This window comes from Kribbella sp. NPDC048915 (assembly GCF_040649595.1).
Lineage (GTDB): Bacteria > Actinomycetota > Actinomycetes > Propionibacteriales > Kribbellaceae > Kribbella.
Genome location: NZ_JBEZFT010000035.1, coordinates 14,207 through 30,565, shown reverse-complemented (window position 1 = coordinate 30,565; position 16,359 = coordinate 14,207). Strand labels below are relative to the sequence as shown.

Below are 16,359 nucleotides of genomic sequence, written 5' to 3'. Positions count from 1 at the left end.
TCTTCGGTTGGCCGGTTCTTCGGTCCGGTCCCGTACGGCGAGGGCAACTCCTCGTCGTCGCCCTGGGTACCGGCCGACAGATAGTTGTCAACCATGGCCTCATCGTCCCACCGTCGCGGAGGGTGAGCGCTACCGCCTGTGGGTGAGCGATCGCTCACATCGTGTCGAGGCAGGCCGGAACGATCGTGGAGCTCGTCGGGGGAGGTCCACGGGGTGTCTGTGGATGGGCGGTACCGCCAGGAGTCGCTCAGTGCTCGGCTGCCTTTCGTGCGTCCTCACGCCATGCGTTCGTGATCGGCAACCGGCGGTCCCGACCGAAGGCCTTGTGGGTGAGCTTCGGGCCCGGAGGGAACTGCCGGCGCTTGTACTCGGCCTTGTCGACGAGCTGGATCACCTTGGTGACCAGTTCCGGGTCGAACCCGGCGGCGACGAGTTCGGCGCTGCCGCGGTCCTGCTCGACGTAGTCGTCCAGCATGTCGTCGAGCAGGTCGTACGGCGGCAGCGAGTCGGTGTCCTGCTGTCCCGGGCGCAGCTCGGCCGACGGCGGCTTGCTGATCGCGTTCGCCGGGATCGGCGGCTGCTGGCCCTTCGCCTTCGCGTCCTCGTTGCGCCACTTCGCGAGCCGCCAGACCGCGGTCTTCGGCAGGTCCTTCAGCGGCGCGTACCCGCCGACCGCGTCGCCGTAGATCGTCGAGTACCCGACGGACAGCTCGGACTTGTTGCCGCAGGCAAGTACCAGGTGGCCGTCGGCGTTCGACAGGCCCATCCAGATCACCGCGCGGACCCGGGCCTGCAGGTTCTCCTCGGCCAGCCCGGTCAGTCCGAGCGTGTCGAGGAAGGGCTGCACCATCGGCTGGATCGGGATCACCCGGTAGTTGAGGCCGGTGCGCGCCGCGAGCTCGGCGGCGTCGTCCTTGGAGTGCTCGGTCGAGTACACGCTCGGGTTCGAAATGCCGAACACGTTCTCCGCGCCGATCGCGTCGCAGGCGACCGCCGCGACCAGCGACGAGTCGATGCCGCCGGACAGGCCGAGCAGCACCGACTTGAAGCCGTTCTTCTGCACGTAGTCCCGCAGACCGGTCACGATCGCGCCGTACATCTCGGCTTCGTCGGACAGCCGCGGCGCGACGTTCGCGGCGATCGGCTCGTACGGCGGGAGCGCGTCGTCGTGGAGCACCGTGTGGACGATCTCGATGCCCTCGTGCGTACCCTGCGGAGTGCCTGATGCGGCCGGCAGTTCGAGGTCGACAACCATGCTGCCCTGCTCGAACTGCGGCGCGCGGGCGAAGATCTCGCCGTCCGGATCGGCGATCAGCGAGTCGCCGTCGAAGACCAGCTCGTCCTGCCCGCCGACGAGGTTCACGTAGGCGAGCGCGCAGCCGGCCTCGCGGGCGCGCCGGCGGACCAGGTCGCCGCGGACGTCGTCCTTGTTCGCTTCGTATGGCGAAGAGTTGACGACCAGCAGCAGCCCCGCACCGGCCGCGCGGGTGACCGCGACCGGACCGCCGTCCTGCCACAGGTCCTCACAAATCACCAGTGCGACGTCGACGCCGTGGATGCGGACGACCTGCAGGGTGTGGCCAGGAACGAAGTGCCGGAACTCGTCGAAGACGCCGTAGTTCGGCAGGTGGTGCTTGACCGCGCTGGTCACCACGCGGCCCCGGTGGATGACTGCGGCCGAGTTCGTCGGGGAGCCTTTCGGGCGGCCGAGGCGGTCGATGCCCATCGCCGTACCGCTCGCCCGGTCGAGGTACCCGCAGACCACCACGATGTCACCGAGCCCCTCGTCGGCGAGGCGCTGAGCGAGCTTGCTGATCCCTGCCTGGGAAGCATCCACGAACGACGCGCGCAGCGCCATGTCCTCCACCGGGTACCCGGTCAGCGCGAGCTCGGGGAACGCCACCACGTGCGCACCACGCTCGACCGCGTTGCGGGTCCACGTGACGATCTTGTCCGCGTTCCCGGCAATGTCACCCACGGTCACATTGAGCTGAGCAAGAGCAACCCGAAGCTGAGGCACGAGAGCACATTACTGGTTCCCCGGTCCCGCCCCCACGCCCGTCACCAACCTCTTACGAACCCCTCAGGTACGCCCGCACTCGGCCGAGGTTGTGCTGCACCGATTCGACGGCATCCACCACCAGCCGTTCACCCGTCAACCGGGGGTACTCACCCAGTGACCACGACGATCTGCTTCATCCTCCCGACGCTACCGAGGTCCGCGCGACCAGGAGGGGAGTGAGGGTGGTCCAGCCGAGGGTGGTGTAGAGGGGGTGGCCTTGGGGGGAGGCGGCCAGGTAGGCGGTGGGGGAACGCGGCGCGGCGGCCGTGGCGAGGGCCGTCATGACGGCCCGGGCCAGACCGCGGCGGCGGTGGGCCGGATCGGTCACGATCATGTCGGCGACGGCGCCGGTGGGCAGCATCGCCATTCGGCCGCTTGCCGCGAGTTCGCCGTACCCGTAGATCGTTGCCTCCGCGAGCGATGCACCGACGTGCCGCCGCGGCCGCGTGCTCCGCGGTCGCGATGTATTCGACCCGGCGTTCCGGTTCACCGACCCGGACCACGGTGACCTGGTCGACGGATTGCACGTCGGTCCAACCCCGGGAAACCGACCATCCGCGTTGCCATCGCGAGAGTGCTTCCTCGTGCATCGCGTCATCGAACAACGACAAAGGTTCACGGGAGAGGGACTTTGGATGGATGATGCTGGCCTGTGCCGGCGATTGACTGGGGTGTCATGAGCATTCGGAGCGGACCGACCGGACTGGCGGACCGGGCGTTGGGGCCGGATCTGGCGCGCGGGTTCATGCTGCTGTTCATCGCTTTGGCCAATTCCCACTACTTCCTGGTCGGCAGCGGCTACTTCAGCGGCTTCCCGATCGACGGGTCCGTGGTGGACCGGGCCGTCGGGTTCCTGATCGCGACGTTCGTTGACGGGCGGGCGTTCCCGTTGTTCGGTCTGCTCTTCGGGTACGGCGTCGCGCAGATCGTCCGCCGGCAACGCGAAGCGGGCTCCGGTTGGTGGTCGATCCGGTTCCTGTTGTGGCGCCGCAGTCTCGTTCTGATCGTGCTCGGTTTCGCGCACGCGATGCTGCTCTACATCGGTGACATCCTTGCGGCGTACGGCGTCCTGCTGTTCGTCGGCGTCTGGGCGCTGAGCTGGACGGACCGATGGCTGTTCATCGTGGCCGCGCTCGTGCTGGTGCTGATCGCGCAGCCCAGTGGCGACACCCTCGCCGGCTCCGACGACGCACCTGATGCCGCGATGTTGCCGCCGGCCTTCCTCGGTCAGTTCGAGGACCGGATCGCCGTCCAGCCGTACATCGCCGGCCTCGGCTGGATCGGCTTCCTGACGCCGTTCCTGATCGGACTGTGGGCCGGTCGTCGCCGGATCCTCGAGCGACCGGCCGAGCATCTCCCGCTGTTGCGCGCGACCGCCGTCCTCGGCATCGCGATCGCCGTCGTGGGTGCGCTCCCGATCTCACTCGCCGTCGGCGGGTTCATTCCGCGTCCGACTGCCGACGAGGTCATGGACCTCGGACCGCTGCACGACGCGGCCGGTGTCTTCGGCGGGTTCGGGTACGCTGCACTCTTCGCGCTGATCGCCCACCGCATCAGCGGCCGGCGCAGCATCAGCGGACAGGGCGGCATCGACGGACAGGGCGGCATCGACGGCCAGGGCGGCGATCGCCCGATGGTGCGGGCGATCGCCGCCGTCGGACAACGATCGTTGACGTGTTACCTCGCCCAGTCGGTCGTCTGGGCGGTCGTGTTCACGCCGTACCTGCTGGACCTGTCGGACACCCTCACCACGACCACGACCGCACTCCTCGCGCTGGCGACCTGGCTGGCGACCGTGTGGCTCGCCGAACGGATGCGCCGGGTCGACCATCGCGGTCCGTTCGAGGTCCTGATCCGGTGGTTCAGCTATCAGCCGAGCAGGACGGCCGCGACCCGATCGCGCAACTCCGGCAGCCGTGCGTAGAAGACGTCACCCGGGCACTGGGTTGCGTTGTAGTCCCGGTGCCCGACGATCGCGACGTACGGATCGAGGTTGTACTTCGTGCACAGCCACGCACAGGTCAGCACCGACATGTCGAACAGCGCGACCGGTACGTCCTCGCTGACGTAGATGCCTTCGTGCTCGATGCCGATCGTGTGGCTGTTGTGGTTGGCGGTCTGCGCACCGAGGACGTTCTGGCCGTTGGTGATTGCCGGCAGCGACTTGTCGCGACCTTCCATCAGGTGGCCGCCGCGGCTGATCGTGAGCTGGTTGCCCATGTCGATCCAGCCGTTGGTGTCCATGTGCAGGTCCTGGATCCAGTGCTGCACCCGGTACGCGGCGGCCAGCGAGTAGTCGGTCACGTTCGGGCTGGCGGTGTGGTGGATGACGATGTGGTCGGGCTTGCCGATCACCTGCGTCGCGGACTTCGGCGGCCGCGCCGACCAGTTGGCTCTGGTGTAGCAGTGCGGCGCCGGGGCGGCGTGGGCCGCGGTCGGCAGAGTCGCGGCGGTGATGCCACCGAGCAGTACACCGCCGGCGCTCGCGCCGAGGATCGTACGCCGGGACACCCGGGCTCGTTGAAATCTTTCTGGGGCGGTCATGTTGTAGAAAATTCCCTACCGGCCGGGTGGTGAAACCGGAATGATCTAATGACGAGGTGACACTGAGTCAGGAGCCGGAGGTCGTTCGGGCGGGGCGCCTCGGGAAAGCGGTACGGGTGCTCGTCGCGGTGGCCGGCATCGGTCTGCTGATCAACGGATCGGTCCGGGCCACGGACGACGCGTGGCCGTTCGGGCCGATGTCGCAGTACGCCATGTCGGTGCCCGACGACGCGAAGATCGACTACACCCGGATCAGCGCGGTCACCGACGCCGGCAGGACGGTCGACGTACCGCTGAACATCGAAGGCGCCGGCGTTGCGCGGGCCGAGATCGAGGCGCGTACCGGCGAGATCGTGAAGGACCCGTCACTGCTCCAGCAGGTCGCTGACGGGTGGGCGCGCAAGCACCCCGACCAGCCGAAGTACGTGAAACTCGAACTGATCCGGGACACCACGCAACTCGTCGACGGCCGGGTCGACGGTCCGCCGACCTCGCAGGTGCTGGCGACCTGGGAGGTACGCCGATGACGCGCGTCGCCAACTGGTTCACGCCGGCGATCGCGCTCGGGCGGATCGCCTGGCTGCGGACGATCCTGTACCTGTTCGTCATCCTGGACATGCACGCCTTCGTCCGCGACACCCGCGACAAGGGCGAACACCCGGGGCTGTACCAACCGTTGCTCTTGGCCCGGCTGCTCGACCTGCCGAAGCCCTCGGTCGCAAACACCACCGCGCTCTACATCGTGCTGATTGTCGCGTGTCTGATCGGTGCGACCAACTACTTCCCACGGATCGCGGGCTGGATCGTCGCGCCCGCGTTCACCTGGTGGGTGCTGATCGGGATGAGCGACGGCAAGGTCGACCACGACCACCTCGCGCTGGTGGTCGCGTTGTGGGTGTTGCCGACCGTCGGCCGCGCGCGGTACGGCGACCAGACCCGGTCCGAGGCGGCCGGCTGGGCGATCCGCTGCATCCAGATCAGCGTGATCGCGACGTACTTCCTGTCCGCGATCGCGAAACTGCGCAGTGCCGGATGGGCGCTCACATGGCCCGGGAGCGCGATCCTCACCTGGGCGATCGTGCGCCGGCCGCACCCGGTCGGGGAGTGGCTGCTGAACCATCCGTGGGTGCTGCACGTGATGCAGTGGGTCGGCATCGTCGCGGAGTTCCTGTCGCCGGTGATCCTGTGGCTGCGCGGACGGTGGCAGCTGTTCGGCGCGCTGTTCTTCATCGGGTTCCATGCCGCGAACACGGCGATCCTGCTGATCCACTTCCTGCCGACGGTGGTCTGCTGGCTCGCGTTCGCTCCGCTCGAACGCGTCGTACCGTGGTTCCGGGCGTGGCGTACCGCCTCGGCCGGGGGTGCGACGTCAGACCGCGACGCCGGACAGGCCGAAGACCAGGCCGAACAGGGCCGGCAGGCCGAGCAGCAGGCCGGCGCGTAACTTGAACCGGCGCCCGCCCGGGCCTGGGGTACGGACCACGCGGGAGAGCACGGCACCGGCGTACCCGAAGACCAGCGCGGCGAACAGGATCTCCCGGGTCGGGAGGTTCGTCGCGTCGTCATGGGTGAGACCGAGCGTGACCAGGCCCGGGCAGCAGAACGCGCACATCCCGAACCCCAGCTCCGGCACCGGCAGCCAGCGGCGGCCGAGGACGTCCCGCTCGGCGGGTCGCTGCTGCCGCAGCGACTGCACGAACCGGGCGGTGCTGACGATCAGGTCGCTGAGGCACAGGATCGCCGCCGCGACCAGGGCCACCTGGTACCCGGTCCCGAAGATCGTCTGCACAAAGGGACACGCTAGGCCCTGAACGTCGCACTGTGGGCCTTCCCGCGTAACGTCTGCTTAACAAGCGCGGGGCACACTGTGAGAGACCCGCGAGAGACCCCGAGAGCTGTCGCTGAGAGGTGGCCTGATGGACAAGCAGCAGGAGTTCGTGCTGCGCGCGCTGGAAGAGCGCGACGTACGCTTCGTGCGGCTCTGGTTCACCGACGTACTCGGGTTCCTCAAATCGGTCGCGGTGGCGCCGGCGGAGCTGGAGAGCGCGTTCGCCGAGGGACTCGGGTTCGACGGGTCGGCGATCGAGGGCTTCGCCCGGGTGACCGAGGCCGACATGCTGGCCAAGCCGGATCCGTCGACGTTCCAGATCCTGCCCTGGCGCGGCGAGACCATGGGCACCGCGCGGATGTTCTGCGACATCAACATGCCGGACGGCTCGGCGTCCTTCGCCGACCCGCGGCACGTGCTGAAGCGGACGCTGTCGAAGGCCGCCGACCTCGGGTTCACGTTCTACACGCACCCGGAGATCGAGTTCTACCTGTTCAAGTCGCTTGTCGGCGAGCCCGGGTCGACCCCGGAGCCGGTCGACTCCTCCGGGTACTTCGACCACACCCCGCAGGGCATCGGCAACGACTTCCGCCGCGAGGCGATCACGATGCTCGAGTCGATGGGCATCTCGGTCGAGTTCAGCCATCACGAGGGCGGTCCCGGCCAGCAGGAGATCGACCTGCGGTACGCCGACGCGCTGTCGACCGCCGACAACATCATGACGTTCCGCGTCGTGGTGAAGGAGGTGGCGCTGTCGCAAGGCATCTACGCGTCGTTCATGCCGAAGCCGCTGTCGGATCAGCCGGGGTCCGGGATGCACACCCATATGTCGCTGTTCGAGGGTGACCGCAACGCGTTCTTCGAGGGCGGGGCGCAGTACCAGCTCTCCAAGACGGGTCGGGCGTTCATCGCCGGGCTGCTGCGGCACGCGTCCGAGATCACCGCGGTGACGAACCAGTGGGTGAACTCGTACAAGCGGCTGGCCGTCGGTGACGAGGCGCCGTCGTTCATCTCGTGGGGTCACAACAACCGGTCCGCTCTGGTGCGGGTGCCGATGTACAAGCCGCACAAGGGCCAGTCGTCCCGCGTCGAGTTTCGCTCGCTGGACTCGGCCGCCAATCCCTATCTGGCGTTTGCCCTGATGCTGGCGGCCGGCCTCAAGGGGATCGAGGAGGGCTACGAGCTTCCCGCGGAGATCGAGGAAGACATCTGGTCCCTCACTCCGCGCGAACGCAAGGCCCTCGGCATCAAACCCCTCCCCAGCAGCCTGGCCGAAGCCATCAGCGCCATGGAAGACAGCGAGCTCGTCGCCGAAACCCTCGGCGAACACGTCTTCGACTTCTTCCTCCGCAACAAGCGCGCCGAATGGCAGGACTACCGCAAACAGGTAACCCCCTTCGAACTCAACAAACTGCTCCCCGTCCTCTGACCCCACCCCCGCACCTTCTCCGGGCGTGTGCCTGCGCAGCCTGGTGACCGGGTCGCGCTGCGGTCGACCGCTGCCCTTCAGGCGGACCGCCACCACTCAGTAAGTGGGCAGACCGCGGCTTCCGCACGCTCAGCAAGGCGTGCAGGTCGTCTGCACGGGCCGGTTGGTGGGTGATGGGGGTCCGCCCGCGTAGTACGCGGCGGCCTGGCGGCGCACGATCCGCTTCGTCATGTCATAAACCCGCGGCCCGGATCCTTCGGCAGCGCCTGAGCAGAATTACTCGATTACCGGGCGGGGGAGATCTCGCCGACGAGCCAGACCGACCCGCCGGTCGCGCACTGCAGTCCGGTCCAGTTGTCGCGGAGGCCGCCGCCACCGCCGCCGATGTTGAGCAGTACGCCGGAGCGGGCGACAACGTTGTTCGCGCCGTCGAGGATTTCGAAGGACTTGGCGTCGCCGCGGACCGTGTAGGTCCGTGGCCAGACGAGTGTCACCTGCCCGCTTGCTTGCACACAGCCGCGAGCATCGACGGTCAGCCGAGTCTGGAACGCAGCCTCCATACCGCTGGGGCCGTCGGCATCGGACCGAACGAGGTGAAGCCCTACGCCGTCGGCCACGGGCGGTTTCTCAGCGGAGGGAAGGATCGTCCACGCGCCGCCACCGACCACCACTGCGGTGGCGAGTGCTGCGGCGACGAGGGTGCGGCGGCGGTTGCGGGTTCGGCGGTGGCGGATGCGGTCGACCACCACGTCCGGGGCCAGGTCGACGGCGTCGCTGCCTTCGGCCGCCGTGGTGTGGAGGAGCTCGCGGAGATCGGTCATGGGGTGCTCTCCTCGGTGATGGTGAGCTGGGTGGCGAGCTTGGCGCGAGCATCGGCCAGATGGCGCTTCACGGTGCCTTCCGCGCAGTCGAGTTCGGCGGCGATCTCGGGGACGGTCAGGTCTTCGTAGTAGCGCAGTACGACGCAGGCCCGCTGTCGCGGCGACAGCGTTGCGAGTGCACGCCGTACCGAGTCCGCGACCACGAACTGGTCTCGTCGTGGACGGCCGGCTCGACGAGCAGATGTCGACGGGCGTTCCACCGGGCGAGCCGGCGCCGGCCGTCGACGTACTGGTTCAGCATCGCGCGCCGGACGTAAGCCTCGAGTTCGCCGACGTCTGCACTGATCCGCCGCCGCGCGAACACCCGCGTCAGCGCTTCCTGCACCAGATCACCCGCGGTCGAGGCGTCACCGGTCAGCAGATAGGCGTAGCTGCGCAGCGCCGTACCGCGTGTTGCCACCAGCATGCGGAACGTCTGCTCCCAGTTCGCCACGTCACCACCGTCCCTTCACTGGTCATGACGAACAACCGGCGGGGAACGTTGGGGTCAGACGCCGGCGGGTTCCGAGGGGGAGTCGTCGGAGGCATGCTGGGAGGTCCAGCGGGCGGCGGCGGTGGAATGGCGGTACGGCGGTTCCATCGACGACGGCACCTGATCCGAAACGGTCGCGGCCGACGGAGCAACGGTCAGGGGCGCAACAGTCGGGGCAGCGACGGCCGGGGCCGGGGGAGGGATCGGGGTGCCGTCGGGAGCGAGGACCTCGACCTCTTCGACGGTGAGGAAGCCGACCGGGCGGACGCCTTCGGTGATCACGACGAGGCAGCCGGGGACGACCTGCTGGGCGCGGTTGCCGTGCGGCGGGACGAGGATGCCTTCGGCGGGGGTCCGCCAGGCGCCGGGGACGAAGCGGCGCAGGGCGAGGCCGGCCTGGCCGTCGTCGGCGGTGCGGGGCGGGAGGTACGCGGTCGCCGTGTAGTCGTAGTCGTAATCGTGCTCCGGCGGGCCGGAGACGCGTCCGCCCTGCTGGGGTGTCAACCACACGACCGTGCCGCGCACAGCGAGTGACCCCGTCATCATCACCATGAACAAGCATCTTGCCCGACTACTCAGCGAATTCGCTACACGACACCGTGTATTGCTCGCAATCCGGCTGAGATGTTCGCCGCGCAGGCGGCCGGGTCGGGCAAACCAAGGTTGGATAACCTGCCGTAGTGGCTGAGGGGCGAAGAACGTCGTGGGAGGGCCGGTTGGTCCGGCTGGGGTTCGAGGACCCGCGGCGGGCAGCGGGCCTGCTCGAGGAGCTCGACACGCTGGACTCGCACAGCCCGCTGGCCACCGAGCAGCTGATCACCACGCTGTCGGAGTCGGCGGACCCCGATTTGGCGCTGCGCAGTCTGTGCGACATGGCCGAGGCGCTGCATCGCAACGGGCACGACCTGGGCGCGTTCGCGCGCACGCTGGAGATGGACGCCGACTTCCGCCGCCGCCTGGTGTTCGTGCTCGGCGCGAGTGAGGCGCTCGGCCGCCACCTCGCCGTCCATCCGCGGCACTGGTACGACCTGGCGGACCCGGCCCTGGCCGGGGCCAAGCCGTCGGTGGACGACGTCGCGGCGAAGCTCGCGGCCGCCGTCGACGCGGACAATCCGGTCGATGCGTTGCGGGTCGAGTACCGTCGGCTGCTGCTCCGCCTGGCCGCGCGCGATCTCGCCGAAGGGCTGCTCGTCGACGAAGTCGCGGCCATCCTCGCGGATCTCGCCGGCGGTGCGCTGGAGACCGCGCTGCACATTGCGCGCAACGAGTACTTCGCGGCGCATCCGGGCGCCGCCGACTGCCGGCTGGCGATCATTGCCATGGGCAAGTGTGGCGGCCGGGAACTCAACTATGTCAGCGATGTCGACGTGCTGTTCGTCGCCGAGCCGCTCGACGGCGAGCCGGAGCAGCCCGCGCTGAAGACCGCGACCCAGTTGGCCGCGGCGGCGATGCGGATCTGCTCCGCGCACACCGGTGAGGGCACCCTCTGGCCGGTCGACGCCGCGCTCCGCCCGGAAGGCAAGTCGGGCCCGCTCGTCCGCACCCTGGACAGCCACCTCGCGTACTACCAGCGCTGGGCGAAGACCTGGGAGTTCCAGGCGCTGCTCAAGGCCCGCCCGGTCGCGGGCGACCGCGAGCTCGGGCGGCAGTACGCCGAGCAGATCGGCGAGCTCACCTGGTCGGCCGCGGACCGCGAGGGCTTCGTCGACGACGTCCAGGCGATGCGCCGGCGCGTCATCGACCACATTCCGGCCGCCGACGTGGAGCGTCAGCTGAAGCTCGGTCCGGGCGGACTGCGGGACGTCGAATTCGCCGTACAACTCCTGCAGCTCGTCCACGGCCGCAGCGACGAATCGGTGCGCAGCGGTACGACGCTGGTCGCGCTGGAGGCCTTGACCAGCAACGGGTACGTCGGCCGTACGGACGGCGCGGTCCTCGCGGATGCGTACCGCTTCCTGCGGTTGATGGAGCACCGCATCCAGCTGTACCGCCTGCGCCGTACCCACCACGTACCCGAGGACGAGGCCGACCTGCGCAGGCTCGGCCGCTCGCTCGGCTTCACCAAGAACCCGGTCCGGGACCTCACTGCGGCTTGGAAGAAGCACGCGCTCGAGGTCCGGCGCCTGCACGAGAAGCTGTTCTACCGCCCACTGCTCGCGGCCGTCGCGCGGATCCCGGGCGACGAGGTGCGGCTGACACCCGAGGCGGCGAAGCAGCGGCTGACGGCGCTCGGGTACGCCGATCCCGCGTCGGCACTGCGCCACATCGAGGCCCTGTCCGAGGGGGTGTCGCGGCGCTCGTCGATCCAGAAGGCGCTGCTGCCCGCGATGCTCGGCTGGTTCGCGGAGTCGCCCGACCCGGACGCCGGTCTGCTCGCGTTCCGCACGATCTCCGACGCCCTCGGGTCAACCCCGTGGTACCTGCGCCAGCTGCGCGACGAAGGCGCGTCCGCCGAGCGGCTCGCACACTTGCTGGCCAGCGGACGGTACGCCGTCGACCTGCTGCAACGGGCGCCCGAGGCGACCGCGATGCTCGCCGACGAACGCGAACTGACGCCGCGCCCGCTGGAGTCGTTGCGCACCGAGATGTCGGCGGCCGCACGCCGGCAGGATGCGCCCGAGGCAGCGGTTGCGGCGATCCGCGCCGTACGACGACGGGAACTGTTCCGTACCGCGGCCGCCGACCTGTCCGGACTGCTGGACGTCGAAACGGTCGGCGACGCGCTGACGAACATCGCGGTCGGCACGCTGACGACAGCGCTCGAGGTCGCCCGGAAGGCGGTCGCGAAGGGTGAGCCGGAGCCGACCCGGATGTCGATCGTGGCAATGGGCCGGTTCGGCGGTCACGAGCTCGGGTACGGCAGCGACGCCGACGTGATGTTCGTGCACGACCCGCTCCCCGGCGCCGACGAGAAGAAGGCGACCGACTTCGCGACCCAGGCGGCCGGCGAACTCCGCCGCCTGCTCGCGTTGCCCGGCGCGGACCCGGCCGTCGCGATCGACGCGGACCTGCGCCCCGAGGGCCGGCAAGGACCCTTGGTCCGGACGCTGGCCTCGTACGCCTCGTACTACGCGCGCTGGTCGGCGGTGTGGGAGGCGCAGGCGCTGCTGCGCGCGGATCCGTTGTGCGGGGACGCCGACCTGTGCACATCGTTCCGTGAGCTGATCGACCCGCTGCGTTATCCGGAGAAGGGCATCAGTGACCGCGATGTGATGGAGATCCGCCGGATCAAGGCCCGCGTCGACGCCGAGCGGCTGCCGCGCGGCGCCAACCGCAGTACCCACACCAAACTCGGCCGCGGTGGACTGGCCGACATCGAGTGGACCGTCCAGCTGCTCCAACTGCGTGCGGCGCATCGCGTGCCAGGGCTCCGGACGACGCGGACGCTGGCTGCGCTCCGGGCCGCGGTCGAGGCGGGCCTGGTCGACCCGTCCGAGGCACAGACGCTCAGCACCGCCTGGGAGTTGGCCACCCGGATCCGCAACGCGATCATGCTGGTTCGCGCCCGCCCGGGCGACTCCCTGCCGCAGGACCCGCGCGACCTGGCCGCCGTGGCCCAGATCTGCGGCTACCCGCCGGGGGAGTCGGGCCGCTTCTCCGACGACTACCTGCGCACCACCAGGCACGCCCACAACGCGGTCGCGCGCCTGTTCTGGGACGACTGACCCGGCGCCTGCGCACCTCCGGCGATCGGCCGTCTCCTAGAATCCACCTGGTGGGAGCAGCAGATCAGGTCAGGCAAGCCGGTGTCTTCAGCACCGTCCGCCGCAGCGTGCGGATGACGACGGGGCAGAAGCGCGTCTGGCAGTCCCACTGGCCGGCACTCGGTCGCACTCAGGAGGACCTCCCGCCCGGCATCGTGGACCTCGACGAGTGGTTCGGCCGGGAGGCGCCGACCGTCCTGGAGATCGGCTCCGGGATGGGCGAGGCGACCGCGCAGCTCGCCCTCGCGGCACCGGACGTCAACCACCTGGCCGCCGAGGTCTACCCGGCTGGTCTCGGTCAGCTGATGTTGTGGGTGGAGAAGTACGACCTCGACAACGTCCGCCTGCTGCAGGGTGACGCGCTGGACTTCCTGCGTGATCACGTCGCTCCCGGCACGCTGGCCGGTGTCCGGATCTACTTTCCGGACCCGTGGCCGAAGAAGCGGCACCACAAGCGCCGGCTCGTCACCCCGCCGTTCGTCGCGCTGATCGCAGACCGCCTGCAGCCCGGCGGGACGTTGCACTTGGCAACGGACTGGACGGACTACGCCGAGCGGATGCTCGAGGTGTGCGAGGCCGAACCGGCGCTGCAGAACGACTTCGACGGCTGGGCGCCACGTCCGGAGTGGCGGCCGGTGACGAAGTTCGAGTCGCGCGCCCGGGCCGAGGGCCGTGAGGTCCGCGACCTGATGTACCGCAAGGTCACGCCGACCGACTCGTGAAGGACCACGTCCCGGCGCCGACCGTGTAGCTGGTGTAACCGTCCGTGTGCGTGCCCTCCCCGGCCTGCGGTACGGCGGCGACGTCCGCTGCCTGCGCCGACGGCACCTGAACCTCGGCCGTCGTGCCGACCGGTACCTGAACTTCCAACTCCAGGGTCGACCCGGTCTGCTGCCACGACACCGCCACCGTGCCGCGGATCGTCTCGGTCCGGATGGTCGCCGAGTCGACCTCGGCGCGCGCATCCGGGCGGACGACGATCCGCTCGCTGCCGGCGTCGACGACGCGCAGCCCGGCAACGTTCTCGAAGATCCACTGCACGACCGTGCCCTGGAAGTAGTGGTTGCGCGAGCGCGAGTTTTCCTCCCACCACTCCCACATGGTGTCCGCGCCGAGATCGATCCAGTACCCCCAGCTCGGGTACGTGCGCTGCAGCGCGACCTTCGTTGCCACGTCGCCGTACCCGTAGGCGGTGAGCGTCGGGAGCAGGACGCCGACGCCCATCGCGCCGGTGTTGAGGTGGAAGCCGCGCGCCTCGACGTCCGCCGCCAGCCCGGCGGCGACCCGGTCCGCGAGTTCTTCGGGGACCATTCCGAACGCGAGCGGCAGCGCGTTCGACGTCTGCCGGTAGTCCGGGTCCTCGGCGGTGCGGTAGCGTCCCGCCTCGCGGTCGAGGAACGCGCGGTTCAGCCCGTCCGCGAGGTTGGCCGCGTCCTTCCGGTAATCGTTGGGTTGCCCAATGAGCTCGCCGATCTCCGCCGCGGCGACGAGCGCGCGGTAGAGGTACGCCGTACCGGTCAGTCGGTGGTCCTCGGGTGCGGGACCGTGCCAGTGACCCGGTGGCAGCCAGTCGCCGAGGACGCTCAACGACAGCCCGTCCTCGACGCGGCCGAGTTCCCAGGCCAGGTAGCGGGTCAGCGAGTCCCAGTGCTCACGGAGCAGCCGTTCGTCGCCGTACCAGCGGTACATCTCCCGCAGCAGGAACGGATAGACGGTCGGCCACTCCGTTGCCGGCGCGAGCTCCTCGAAGCCCCAGCCGCTGGTCGGCACGATCACCGGCAGCTGCCCGGACTCCGCCTGGCTGTCGCGGATGTCGCCGAGCCACTTGGTGAAGAACCGCGCCAGGTCGAGCGTCGCCAGCATCGTCGGCGTACCGACCTGCGCGTCACCGGTCCACCCGTTCTTCTCGTAGAACGGTGTGTCGGTCGGGATGCCGTGCAGGTTCGCGAGGACCGTACGGCGCATCATCCGCTCGAGCACCTCGTACGTCGCCTGCGTCGAGGAGAAATCGGTGACCGAGGCAACGTCGGAGTGCACGACCCGTAGCTGGATCTGCACCGCTGCGCCTTCGATCTGGACGTACCGGAAGCCCTTGTAGGAGAACCGCGACTCCCAGGTCTCGACGCCGGTCCCGGCGGCGATGTACTCGTCGCGCTGGATGCGCTCGCCGTCGACGTGGCCGTTCTGCGCGATCACGTTGATGTTCTCGGCCACCACGTTGCCGTCAGCGACCGTCTCGCCGTGGGTGAGCGTGACCGTGGTACCGGCCGGCGCGGTCAGCGTGATCCTGGTCCAGCCGGCGTCGGTCCGGCCGAAGTCGGCGATCCACACCCCTGGACGCACCTCGGTCACCTCGACCGGGTCGACGGTTTCGGTGACCCGGATCGGCTCGTGCGCCTGCCCGACGAGCCGGCCGCGCGGCGCCTCGACGACCTCGGCGTTCGCCCACGAGGAGTCGTCCAGCACGGTCGTGTCCCAGCCCGGCAGTGCGCGGCGCGCGTCGTACGTCTCACCCGTGTACAGCGAGTCCGACAGTGTCGGTCCGCCGGTGATCCGCCACGTCTGGTCGGTGACCACCTCGTCCGCCCGGCCGTCGTCGTACTCCACGACCAAGCGGGCGATCAGTCGCGGGTCAGCGGTCCACGGCGTGGCGTGCCACCGCCAGACGTTCACCGAGGCCATACCGAAGAAGCCGCGGCCCAGTTCGGCGCCGACCACGTTCGCGCCGGCCCGCAGCAGCTCGGTCACGTCGTGCGTGACATAGAGGACCGTCTTGTCGTAGGCGGTGAATCCGGGATCGAGGACCGCGTCGCCGACCGCCTGTCCGTTCAGGCGGAGGTTCGCGTAGCCGAGACCGCTCGCGTACAGGCGTGCCCGCCGGACCGAGCCGTTCACGGTGAAGCCGCGCCGGAGCAGGGGAGCACTGTCGGTCTCGCCGCCGATCCACTGCGCGCCGGCGAAGCCTTCGTCGAGTAGACCGGTCTCGAAGTACTCGCCGGCCGCCCAGTCGCCGGCCTGGTCGTCGCCGTCCCACAGCCGGACGGTCCAGTGGTAGCGCGTCCGCGGCGCGGCGGCACCGTCGTACTCGACGCCGAAGGTCCGCGCCGACGCGACCTTGCCCGAGTCCCACACGTCGGCGCTCTCCGGCGTCAGCAGCTCGGGCGTCGAGGCGACCAAAATCTGGTACGCCGTTTGCGTCGCGCCGTGCCCGGGCGCAGCGGCGACCCAGCTGAACCGGGGCCTGGTGACGTCGAGCCCGATCGGTCGTACGGCGTACTCGGTCCTGAGCGATCGCGGAGTCAGCACGCGGAGGACCGTAGGCAGGGCGTCACGCAGGGTGCAAGCGGATTGACCGTATCCGGTCGGTGATCGAATTTGATCGCTCGTCTCGATTCATGATTCGTCCGTCCAGATGCTGAAACCTCAGCATCTTGCTCGA

Annotated in this window: 15 protein-coding genes; 6 read left to right on the top strand and 9 right to left on the bottom strand. The window is 69.4% G+C overall.

All coding sequences use genetic code 11. From position 1 onward, the window contains the following. Nucleotides 1-247 precede the first annotated feature (247 nt). Both AB0B82_RS19335 and AB0B82_RS19330 read right to left on the bottom strand, forming a co-directional pair. On the bottom strand, nucleotides 248-2,020 hold the full coding sequence (locus AB0B82_RS19335; protein ID WP_360169849.1) for an NAD+ synthase: 1,773 nt from the start codon (nucleotides 2,018-2,020) through the stop codon (nucleotides 248-250). A 175-nt stretch (nucleotides 2,021-2,195) separates the two neighbouring features. Beyond that, nucleotides 2,196-2,552: a GNAT family N-acetyltransferase gene (locus tag AB0B82_RS19330; RefSeq protein ID WP_360169846.1), complete on the bottom strand. Its 357-nt coding sequence runs from the start codon at nucleotides 2,550-2,552 to the stop codon at nucleotides 2,196-2,198. Between the two features lie 186 nt (nucleotides 2,553-2,738). Between AB0B82_RS19330 and AB0B82_RS19325 the strand changes: the two genes are divergently transcribed. Beyond that, complete coding sequence (locus AB0B82_RS19325; RefSeq protein ID WP_360169843.1) at nucleotides 2,739-3,986, top strand: DUF418 domain-containing protein; 1,248 nt, start codon at nucleotides 2,739-2,741, stop codon at nucleotides 3,984-3,986. Here the strand turns inward: AB0B82_RS19325 and AB0B82_RS19320 are convergent. After that, nucleotides 3,932-4,573 (bottom strand): peptidoglycan recognition family protein, encoded by a 642-nt coding sequence (locus AB0B82_RS19320; protein WP_360169840.1) that lies wholly within the window; start codon nucleotides 4,571-4,573, stop codon nucleotides 3,932-3,934. The genes AB0B82_RS19325 and AB0B82_RS19320 overlap by 55 nt on opposite strands. A gap of 89 nt (nucleotides 4,574-4,662) precedes the next feature. Between AB0B82_RS19320 and AB0B82_RS19315 the strand changes: the two genes are divergently transcribed. Then, a complete protein-coding gene (locus AB0B82_RS19315) occupies nucleotides 4,663-5,133 on the top strand; it encodes a hypothetical protein (protein ID WP_360169837.1) in 471 nt (156 codons plus the stop codon). Further along, complete coding sequence (locus AB0B82_RS19310) at nucleotides 5,130-6,050, top strand: HTTM domain-containing protein (RefSeq protein WP_360169834.1); 921 nt, start codon at nucleotides 5,130-5,132, stop codon at nucleotides 6,048-6,050. Before AB0B82_RS19315 ends, AB0B82_RS19310 begins: the two co-directional genes overlap by 4 nt. On the opposite strand, the gene AB0B82_RS19305 is transcribed toward AB0B82_RS19310, so the two are convergent. Further along, nucleotides 5,976-6,395, bottom strand: coding sequence for a hypothetical protein (locus tag AB0B82_RS19305; protein WP_360169831.1), 420 nt, complete (start codon nucleotides 6,393-6,395; stop codon nucleotides 5,976-5,978). The genes AB0B82_RS19310 and AB0B82_RS19305 overlap by 75 nt on opposite strands. 127 nt (nucleotides 6,396-6,522) lie before the next feature. Here AB0B82_RS19305 and glnA point away from each other — a divergent pair, with 127 nt between their 5' ends. Continuing rightward, on the top strand, nucleotides 6,523-7,863 hold the full coding sequence (gene glnA / locus AB0B82_RS19300; RefSeq protein ID WP_360169828.1) for a type I glutamate--ammonia ligase: 1,341 nt from the start codon (nucleotides 6,523-6,525) through the stop codon (nucleotides 7,861-7,863). A gap of 284 nt (nucleotides 7,864-8,147) precedes the next feature. On the opposite strand, the gene AB0B82_RS19295 is transcribed toward glnA, so the two are convergent. The 4 genes from AB0B82_RS19295 to AB0B82_RS19280 are packed head-to-tail and all read right to left on the bottom strand — an operon-like array spanning nucleotide 8,148 to nucleotide 9,768. Then, complete coding sequence (locus AB0B82_RS19295) at nucleotides 8,148-8,684, bottom strand: hypothetical protein (RefSeq protein WP_360169825.1); 537 nt, start codon at nucleotides 8,682-8,684, stop codon at nucleotides 8,148-8,150. Next, nucleotides 8,681-8,887, bottom strand: a complete 207-nt coding sequence (locus AB0B82_RS19290) for an RNA polymerase sigma factor (protein ID WP_360169822.1) — start codon at nucleotides 8,885-8,887, stop codon at nucleotides 8,681-8,683. Before AB0B82_RS19290 ends, AB0B82_RS19295 begins: the two co-directional genes overlap by 4 nt. Beyond that, the gene (locus tag AB0B82_RS19285) at nucleotides 8,800-9,177 is read right to left on the bottom strand and encodes a sigma factor (RefSeq protein ID WP_360169819.1); all 378 of its coding nucleotides are present in this window, start codon (nucleotides 9,175-9,177) and stop codon (nucleotides 8,800-8,802) included. The genes AB0B82_RS19290 and AB0B82_RS19285 overlap by 88 nt, the downstream gene beginning before the upstream one ends. Before the next feature lie 54 nt (nucleotides 9,178-9,231). After that, nucleotides 9,232-9,768 carry a hypothetical protein gene (locus AB0B82_RS19280; protein ID WP_360169816.1) on the bottom strand — a complete coding sequence of 179 codons (537 nt, stop codon included), beginning with the start codon at nucleotides 9,766-9,768 and terminating at the stop codon, nucleotides 9,232-9,234. A 128-nt stretch (nucleotides 9,769-9,896) separates the two neighbouring features. On the opposite strand from AB0B82_RS19280, the gene AB0B82_RS19275 reads away from it, so the two are divergent. Beyond that, nucleotides 9,897-12,881, top strand: a complete 2,985-nt coding sequence (locus AB0B82_RS19275) for a bifunctional [glutamine synthetase] adenylyltransferase/[glutamine synthetase]-adenylyl-L-tyrosine phosphorylase (protein ID WP_360169813.1) — start codon at nucleotides 9,897-9,899, stop codon at nucleotides 12,879-12,881. Nucleotides 12,882-12,931: 50 nt separating this feature from the next. After that, nucleotides 12,932-13,642: a tRNA (guanosine(46)-N7)-methyltransferase TrmB gene (gene trmB / locus AB0B82_RS19270; RefSeq protein WP_360169810.1), complete on the top strand. Its 711-nt coding sequence runs from the start codon at nucleotides 12,932-12,934 to the stop codon at nucleotides 13,640-13,642. Here trmB and AB0B82_RS19265 read toward each other — a convergent pair. Next, nucleotides 13,623-16,226: a family 78 glycoside hydrolase catalytic domain gene (locus tag AB0B82_RS19265; RefSeq protein ID WP_360169807.1), complete on the bottom strand. Its 2,604-nt coding sequence runs from the start codon at nucleotides 16,224-16,226 to the stop codon at nucleotides 13,623-13,625. The genes trmB and AB0B82_RS19265 overlap by 20 nt on opposite strands. Nucleotides 16,227-16,359 lie beyond the last annotated feature (133 nt).